The organism is Streptomyces sp. MK37H, assembly GCF_018035285.1.
In the GTDB taxonomy this organism is placed as follows: domain Bacteria; phylum Actinomycetota; class Actinomycetes; order Streptomycetales; family Streptomycetaceae; genus Streptomyces; species Streptomyces endocoffeicus.
This window is the reverse complement of the sequence record NZ_JAAAYH010000379.1, coordinates 1-8,733: the sequence shown is the minus strand read 5'-3', so window position 1 is coordinate 8,733 and position 8,733 is coordinate 1. Positions and strand designations below refer to the sequence as shown.

The window sequence follows — 8,733 nt, the reverse complement described above, 5'->3', positions numbered from 1 at the left end:
CCTTCTGGGCGAACTTGGCGATGGTGTCCACGTTGTCCTTGGTGACGAACGCGGGGCCGGTCAGCACGGGCTGCTCGCCGCCGCCGCTGAAGTTGCCGTTGCTCTTGTAGAGCCACAGGGAGTCGATGGACAGATAGCCCTGGAGGTACGGCTGCTGGTCGACGGCGAACTGGACGTCGCCGTTCTGCACGGCGGAGACCAGGTCCTTGTTGAGGTCGAAGGTGGCCACCTTGGCCTTGTCACCCGCGTCCTTCGCGGACTGCACGGCGGTCAGGGCGAACGGGGCGCCCAGGGTGACGACGTAGTCGATGCTGGAATCCTGCTTGAGCTTCGCGGAAATCGTCGACTTGACCGACGGCATGTCGGTTCCGTTGACGTAGAGGGTGTCGGTCTTGCCCTTGAAGCTCTTCTTCACACCCGCGCAGCGGGCCTCGAGGGCGACGTGGCCCTGCTCCTGGATCACACAGATGTTGTGCTTGGCACCGATCTCGTTGAGGTGCTTGCCGAACGCCTGGCCCGCGATGTTCTCGTCCTGGCCGAAGTACTCCAGCAGACCCATGTCCTTCCACTGGTCGAGTCCGGCGTTGAAGGCGACGACCGGGATCCCGGCCTTCTTCGCCTTGGCTATCGCGCCCTTCATGGCGTCGGGCTTGGCGAGGGTGACGGCGATGCCGTCGACCTTCTGGTTGATCGCGTTCTGGATCAGGTTGGCCTGGTCGGCTCCGTTGGGGTTGCTGGAGTAGACGAGGTCGACGTTGTCCTTGGCCGCCGCGGCCTTGGCGCCCTTGCGCACCGTGTCCCAGAAGGTGTCCCCGGGGGCGGCGTGGGTGATCATCGCGATCCTCATCCGCGGGGTGTCGGCCTTCCCGGCCGCGATGCCGTCGTCGGCTTCCTGGGCCTTCTTGCCACCCTGACTGCTGCAGCCCGCCGCCAGGAGGGCGGCTGCGGTGACGAGTGCGGCGAGGCCCGCTCTGCGGTGTCGATTGAGTCTGAGGTCCATCCGTTCCAGCACCTCTCAAAGCCAGGTCCGTCGAATTAGCACGGCCGTTGCAGAACGGGAGCCTCTCCCCGCGGGTGGCCACTGTCAAGGTTTTGTCATGACAACATTTCATCTGGACGTAACGAGGTGATAACACGCCCCATGAGGCTGGATGATTACGTCCGTATGTAATGACAAAGTCTTGACAGTGGGCGGGGCACACGTCTAGACCTGAAGGGCCGGGGTGGATCCCGGAGTTCTGAGCACCAGACCCTGAGCTGCGTCTTTCCCGAAGGGGCAGGCATGAGTAAGCCGCACGACCTGATCACGATGGGCCGCATCGGAGTGGACCTCTATCCACTGCAGACCGGTGTGCCACTGCCGCAGGTTGAATCGTTCGGAAAGTTCCTCGGCGGCTCGGCGACCAATGTCGCGGTCTCCGCGGCCCGCTTCGGCCACCGCTCCGCGGTGATCAGCCGCACCGGGGCGGATCCGTTCGGCGACTACATCCACCAGGAGCTGCGGGCCTTCGGGGTGGACGACCGCTTCGTCACCCCCGTCGAGGAGTACCCCACCCCGATCACCTTCTGCGAGATCTTCCCGCCGGACGACTTCCCGCTGTACTTCTACCGCCGCCCCAAGGCACCCGATCTGGAGATCCACGCCGATGAGCTGGACCTCGACGCCATCCGCGCCGCCCGGATCTTCTGGATGACCGGCACCGGGCTCAGCGAGGAGCCCAGCCGCACCAGCACCCTCGCCGCGCTCGCCGCCCGCGCCAAGAGCGGCACCACCGTCTTCGACCTCGACTGGCGGCCGATGTTCTGGGCCGACCCGGAGACCGCCCGCCCCTTCTACGCCGAGGCGCTGCGCCATGCGACCGTCGCCGTCGGCAACGTGGACGAATGCGAGATCGCCACGGGTGCGCGCGAGCCCAAGGCGTGCGCGCAGGCGCTGCTGGACGCGGGGGTGGAGATCGCCATCGTCAAACAGGGCCCGCGCGGGGTGCTCGCCGTGCACCGCGACGGCACCACCGCGGAGGTCCCGCCGGTCCCGGTCGAGGTGGTCAACGGACTCGGCGCGGGCGACGCGTTCGGCGGCGCCCTGTGCCACGGGCTGCTCGCGGGCTGGCCCCTGGAGCGCGTCATGCGGTACGCCAACGCGGCGGGCGCCATCGTCGCGTCCCGCCTCGCCTGCTCCTCCGCGATGCCCACGGAAGCGGAGGTCGAGGCTCTGCTGGCGGGGGACTGACCCCGGGGGCCGGCGGTAAGGCCGCTTGGCCCGTCGCTGCGGGGTGTCCCCGTCGAACCGAGCCTCGAAAAGAGAGGAAGTACTTTGAGTATCAGCGTTTCCGACCTCGTGACGGTGCGCAGCCGCCACCCGGAGGCCATCGCCGAGGCGGCCGCCCGCCGGGTCCGCCGCCCCCTCATCGGTGACAGCGGCCGTCTGATGATCGTGGCCGCCGATCACCCGGCGCGCGGCGCCCTCGCCGTAGGCGGCCACAAGCTGGCCATGGCCAACCGGGTCGATCTGCTGGAGCGGCTGTGCGTGGCGCTGTCCCGGCCCGGGGTCGACGGGGTGCTCGCCACCGCCGACATCCTCGAGGACCTGCTGCTGCTCGGCGCGCTCGACGGCAAGGTCGTCATGGGCTCGATGAACCGAGGCGGCCTCGCCGGGGCCTCGTTCGAGCTCGACGACCGGTTCACCGGACACCGCCCCCAGGACATCGAGCGCCTCCGCTTCGACGCCGGCAAGCTGCTGCTGCGCATCGACTACGAGGACGCCGGTTCGCTGACCACCATGGTCACCACGGCCCGCGCCATCGACGAGATGGCCGAGCGGCGGCTGCCCGTCTTCGTCGAGCCGTTCATCTCCCGGCGGACGGGCGGAAAGGTAGTCAACGACCTGTCCGCCGAGGCCGTCACCAAGTCCATAGCCATCGCCTCCGGCCTCGCCGGAACCTCCGCCTACACCTGGCTGAAGGTGCCGGTCACCGACGACGCCGACGAGATGGCGGCGGTGATGGAGACGAGCACCCTTCCGGCGGTGTTGCTCGGCGGTGACGTGGGCAAGTCTCCGCAGGACCAGGAGGAGGCGTACGAGAAGTGGCGCAAGGCGCTGGATCTGCCCACCGTGCAGGGGCTGGTCGTCGGCCGCTCCCTGCTCTATCCGGCGGAGGGCAGTGTCGAGACCGCCGTGGACACCGCTGTCGGCCTGCTGTGACGCTGTAAGAAAGGCAGAGACTTCACGCCATGACCACCACCGATCCGTTCCCCGGCTTCCATGTGCAGGCCGGCAAGGCGGCCGACGGCCCCTACGCCGTGGACATCGACCCCGAGCGGGCCGGCTGGGGCTACTCCAGCCTGCGGGTCCTCGATCTGCCGCCCGGCGGTTCGCACTCCCTGGCCACCGGGGACAGCGAGTGGATCGTGCTGCCGCTGAGCGGCGGCTGCACCGTGATCGCCGAGGGCGAGACGTTCGAACTGCACGGCCGGGAGAGCGTGTTCAGCGGGGTGAGCGACTTCGTCTATCTGCCGCGCGACTCCCACGCCCAGATCGCCAGCGGCGCGGGCGGCCGCTTCGCGCTCACCGGCGCCCGCTGCGAGCGCCGGCTGCCCGCGCGCTACGGACCGGCCTCCGCCGTCCCCGTCGAGCTGCGCGGCAGCGGCAACTGCTCGCGCCAGGTGAACAACTTCGGCGCCGCGGGCGTCTTCGAGTGCGAGAAGCTGATCGCCGTCGAGGTGCTCACCCCGGGCGGCAACTGGTCCTCGTACCCGCCGCACAAGCACGACCAGTGCCGCCCCGGTGAGGAGAGCGAGCTGGAGGAGATCTACTACTTCGAGATCGCCGAGGCCCACGGCAACGAGGGCGTCGGCTATCAGCGGGTCTCCCCGTCCGGTCACGGCCGCGGCACCGATGTGCTCGCCGAGGTCCGCTCCGGTGACACCGTCCTGATCCCCGACGGCTGGCACGGCCCCTCCATCGCCGCCCCCGGGCATGACATGTACTACCTCAACGTCATGGCGGGCCCGGAGGCGGAGCGCGCCTGGCTCATCTGCGACCACCCCGACCACGCCTGGATCCGCTCCACCTGGCCGGACCAGCCCGTCGACCCCCGTCTGCCCCTCTATCAAGCACCCGCTGGAGACCCACGATGAACGGTTCGGCAGTGCGCCGCCTCACCGTCGCCCAGGCGCTGGTGGAGTTCCTGGCCCACCAGTACACCGAGCGGGACGGGCAACGGCATCGCCTGATCAACGCCACCTGGGGGATCTTCGGCCATGGCAATGTGGCCGGGCTCGGCCAGGCGCTGCTGGAGTCCGGGCCGGACACCATGCCGTACCTCCAGGGCCGTAACGAGCAGGCGATGGTGCACGCCGCGGTCGGCTACGCCCGGCAGAGCAACCGGCTCGCCGCCCAGGCCGTCACCACCTCCATCGGCCCCGGCGCCACCAACCTGGTGACCGGTGCCGCGCTCGCCACCGTCAACCGGCTGCCGGTGCTGCTGCTGCCCGGCGACATCTTCGCCACCCGGCCCGCCGACCCGGTGCTCCAGCAGCTCGAAGTGGCGTACGCGGGCGACATCTCGGTGAACGACGCGCTGCGCCCGGTCTCCCGCTACTTCGACCGGGTGATGCGCCCCGAGGCGCTGATCCCGGCCGCGCTCCAGGCCATGCGGGTGCTGGCGGACCCGGCCGAGACCGGCGCCGTCACACTGGCCCTGCCGCAGGACGTCCAGGCCGAGGCGTTCGACTGGCCCGAGGAGTTCTTCGCCGACCGGGTGTGGCACGTCCGCCGCCCCGTCCCCGAGGCGGCCGAGGTGGCCGCCGCCGCACGGACGATCCGCGCCGCCCGCCGGCCGCTGATCGTCGCGGGCGGCGGGGTCCACCACAGCGAGGCCGAGGACAGCTTGCGCGCCCTCGTGGACGCGACCGGCATCCCGGTGGCCTCCACCCAGGCGGGCAAGGGGTCGCTGCGCTACGACCACCCCGCCGACATCGGCGGGATCGGCCATACCGGCACCGCCGTCGCGGACGACCTGGCCCGCACCGCCGACCTGGTCATCGGCGTGGGCACCCGCTACAGCGACTTCACCACCGCCTCCGCGACCCTGTTCGCGGACCCGGCGGTCCGCTTCCTCAACCTCAACATCACGCCGTTCGACGCCCATAAGCTCGGAGCCACCACGGTGGTCGCCGACGCCCGCGCCGCGCTCGAAGCGCTCACCGCCGAGCTGGCGGGCCACCGGGTGGACGAGACGTACGAGGCCGAGTACCGCACCGGGAAGACCGCGTGGGAGCGCCGGGTGGACGCCGCGTACGCCGCCGAGGACGAGACCGCCCGCCCGTCCCAGACCCAGGTCCTGGGCGCGCTGGACGCGGTCGTCGGCGACGAGGACGTGGTGATCAACGCGGCGGGCTCGCTGCCGGGCGACCTCCACAAGCTGTGGCGCGCCCGCTCCCCGCGCCAGTACCACCTCGAGTACGGCTACTCCTGTATGGGATACGAGATCCCCGGCGCCATCGGCGTACGGCTCGCGGCACCCGGCACCCCGGTCTGGGCGCTGGTCGGGGACGGTACGTATCTGATGATGCCCACCGAGATCGTCACCGCGGTCCAGGAGGGCATCAACATCAACATCGTGCTGCTCCAGAACCACGGCTACGCCTCGATCGGCGGTCTGTCGGAGACCACCGGCGCCGAGCGCTTCGGCACCGCCTACCGCTTCCGGGCGGCCGACGGGCAGTACACCGGCGATCCGCTCCCGGTCGACCTGGCCGCCAACGCCGCCTCGCTGGGCATGGACGTGCTGCGCGCGAAGAGCGTGGGCGAGCTGCGGGAGGCGCTCGCCGCGGCCCGCGCCTCGGACCGGCCCACATGTGTCTATGTGGAGACCGAAACGGCCGACACAGTGTCCGGCGCACCCGAGGCGCAGGCGTGGTGGGATGTGCCTGTCGCCCAGACCGCGACCCGTCCGGCCGCCGTGAAGGCCCGCGAGGACTACGACCGGCAGGCCGCCGCACGCCGCCGCCACCTCTGACGTTTTCCGAGAGAAAGGCTCCGCACCCATGAAGACCGTCAACCACTGGATCGGCGGAAAGACCGTCGAGGGCGCGACCGGCGCGTACGGGCCGGTCTACAACCCCGCCACCGGCGCCCAGGACACCCAGGTCGCCCTGGCCTCCGTGGACGAGGTCGACGCGGCCGTGGCCGCGGCCAAGGAGGCGTTCCGCTCCTGGGGCACGGTGTCGCTCGCCAAGCGCACCGCGATCCTCTACAAGTACCGCGAGCTGCTGGACGCCCACCGCGACGAGATCGCCGAGCTGATCACCGCCGAGCACGGCAAGGTCCACTCGGACGCGCTCGGCGAGGTGGCCCGCGGTCTGGAGATCGTGGAGCTGGCCTGCGGGATCGCCGAGAAGCTGAAGGGCGAGCTGTCCACCCAGGTCTCCACCGGGGTCGACGTCTCCTCGATCCGCCAGCCGCTGGGTGTGGTCGCGGGCATCACTCCGTTCAACTTTCCGGCGATGGTGCCGCTGTGGATGTTCCCGGTGGCCATCGCCTGCGGTAACACCTTCATCCTCAAGCCCAGCGAGAAGGACCCCTCGGCCTCCCACCGGCTGGCCGAGCTGGCCTCCGAGGCGGGGCTGCCGGACGGGGTGCTCAACGTGGTCAACGGCGACAAGGTGGCCGTCGACCGGTTGCTGGAGCACCCGGACGTCGCGGCCGTCAGCTTCGTGGGCTCGACCCCGATCGCGAAGTACATCCAGTCCAGGGCCGTCGAGCACGGCAAGCGGGTGCAGGCGCTCGGCGGCGCCAAGAACCACATGCTGGTGCTGCCCGACGCCGACCTGGACTTCGCGGCGGACAACGCCATCAACGCGGCCTACGGCTCGGCCGGTGAGCGCTGCATGGCGGTCTCGGTCGTGGTCGCGGTCGGCGACGCGGGCGACGAGCTGGTGAAGAAGATCGCCGACCGGGCCGCCAAGTTGCGGATCGGGCCCGGGAACGACCCGGCCTCCGAGATGGGCCCACTCATCACCAAGGAGCACCGCGACAAGGTCGCCTCCTATGTGCACGGGGCCGCGGCCCAGGGCGCCGAGGTGGTCGTGGACGGCACCGGATACTCCGTGGAGGGCCATGAGAACGGCTTCTTCATCGGCGTCTCGCTGCTGGACCGGGTCCCGCCGACGGCCGACGCCTACCGTGACGAGATCTTCGGCCCGGTGCTGTGCGTGGTGCGCGCCGAGACCTACGACGAGGCCATCGCGCTGATCAACAGCTCGCAGTGGGGCAACGGCACGGCCATCTTCACCCGCGACGGCGGCGCCGCCCGCCGCTTCCAGCTGGAGGTGGAGGCGGGCATGGTCGGCGTCAACGTGCCGATCCCGGTGCCGGTGGGCTACCACTCCTTCGGCGGCTGGAAGGACTCGCTCTTCGGCGACCACCACATCTACGGCAACGACGGGGTGCACTTCTACACCCGCGGCAAGGTCGTCACCACGCGCTGGCCGGAGCCGTCGGAGGAGGTCGGCATCAACCTCGGCTTCCCGAAGAACCACTGAGGCGCAGACGAAGAAGCGCCGAGGCGTAGCTGCGGAACCACTGAGGCGTATGTGACGTGTGATTCGCACGTTTGAGTGGTTTCCCCGCCCCCTGCCGGACCCGGTCCGGCAGGGGGTTTCGCCGTTGTGACGGGCGGGGATCCCAGGCGCAACAAGCGCGGGAAGCCGGGGGAAAGCGGGGGAGCCGACGTGCCTGGGTTCACGGAGGGGGAAGGGACCGAGGAGTTCATCGAGGCGTTCAAGGGCGCCGTGGTGCCTCGGGACCGAAAGGCCAAGGCGCGGGATCTGCTGCCGCCCGTGCTGCTGCTCGCGAGCGGCGAGGGGGCGCCGGGCCGCGCCCATCGGGCGATGCGCGAGCTGCGCCGGATGCTCTATCCGGACGGCGCCAAGCGGGTGCCGTACGCGGCGCTGGGCCCCGATGAGATCCGCGCGGCCGCCGGGCGGCGGCCGCTGACGCTGGACCTCGGCCGGGAGCTGTGCGTCGATGTGCCCCGCCGCACCGGCGGTCTGCGGCTCACCGACTTCCTCCTGATGCGGGACATCGTCGAGCAGGCGCTGGACCCGCGGGCCGCCGAGCCGGACGGTGGCGCGCTGCGCGACCACTGCTACGCACAGCGGCTCAAACGAGGGCCGCTGCTGCGGGCGTTGTGGACGCTCGGCGGCGAAGGCGGCGACAGCGCGGCGGGCAGCACGGCCGGGCCGGGCTGGATCGCGGAGCTGCGCCGGCTGCTGGTGCGGCCCCTCTTCCAGCTGCTGCCGCGCTGGTGGTGGGGGCGGCGCCGGACCCGGCTGCTGCTGCGCTCCACCCGGCGCGGCTGGTACGCGGACTGGCGGCGCATCAGCCATGGCCGCACCGCCGAGGAGTTCTTCGAGAACGCCGCGCGGCTGGTGCGCGCCGAGCGCGCGCGGGACGGGGAGGCGGCGGTCGGCCGCTGGGAGGAGCTGCTGCTGCGCGCGCTGCTGGCGGATCTGCGGCGCGCGGCGCGGCCGGGCCGGATCTCGCCCTGGCGGCGCCGGCGGCGCACCCGGTGTGTCTTTCTGCTGGAGCTGCCGGAGGACGCCGCGGGTGCGGCGGCCGGGGAGCGTTTCCTGGAGCGGTACGGAGAGGCCGCCCGGGACACCCGGTGCGCGGCGGTCGTGGTGGTGGCCGTGGCCCCGGCGTCCCCGGCGGGCGAGCCCCCGGAGGGT

General features: G+C 71.1%; 6 protein-coding genes and 1 pseudogene. 6 read left to right on the top strand and 1 reads right to left on the bottom strand.

What is annotated here, in order from left to right; all coding sequences use genetic code 11:
• Nucleotides 1–1,000: substrate-binding domain-containing protein (locus GWI24_RS34995; protein ID WP_210950070.1), on the bottom strand; the 1,000-nt coding region annotated here is incomplete at its 3' end.
• 282 nt (nucleotides 1,001–1,282) lie between these two features.
• Between GWI24_RS34995 and iolC the strand changes: the two genes are divergently transcribed.
• The 6 genes and pseudogenes from iolC to GWI24_RS34965 all read left to right on the top strand — a co-directional run.
• Nucleotides 1,283–2,230 (top strand): 5-dehydro-2-deoxygluconokinase, encoded by a 948-nt coding sequence (gene iolC / locus GWI24_RS34990; RefSeq protein WP_210950069.1) that lies wholly within the window; start codon nucleotides 1,283–1,285, stop codon nucleotides 2,228–2,230.
• Nucleotides 2,231–2,314: 84 nt separating this feature from the next.
• On the top strand, nucleotides 2,315–3,202 hold the full coding sequence (locus GWI24_RS34985) for a deoxyribose-phosphate aldolase (RefSeq protein WP_210950068.1): 888 nt from the start codon (nucleotides 2,315–2,317) through the stop codon (nucleotides 3,200–3,202).
• A gap of 29 nt (nucleotides 3,203–3,231) precedes the next feature.
• The gene (gene iolB, locus GWI24_RS34980; RefSeq protein ID WP_210950067.1) at nucleotides 3,232–4,137 is read left to right on the top strand and encodes a 5-deoxy-glucuronate isomerase; all 906 of its coding nucleotides are present in this window, start codon (nucleotides 3,232–3,234) and stop codon (nucleotides 4,135–4,137) included.
• Complete coding sequence (gene iolD / locus GWI24_RS34975; RefSeq protein WP_210950066.1) at nucleotides 4,134–6,020, top strand: 3D-(3,5/4)-trihydroxycyclohexane-1,2-dione acylhydrolase (decyclizing); 1,887 nt, start codon at nucleotides 4,134–4,136, stop codon at nucleotides 6,018–6,020. Before iolB ends, iolD begins: the two co-directional genes overlap by 4 nt.
• A 28-nt stretch (nucleotides 6,021–6,048) precedes the next feature.
• Entirely contained in the window at nucleotides 6,049–7,545 is a 1,497-nt protein-coding gene (locus GWI24_RS34970; protein ID WP_210950065.1) for a CoA-acylating methylmalonate-semialdehyde dehydrogenase, read from the top strand.
• Nucleotides 7,546–7,734: 189 nt separating this feature from the next.
• Nucleotides 7,735–8,733: pseudogene (locus GWI24_RS34965) on the top strand (hypothetical protein); the annotation flags it as partial.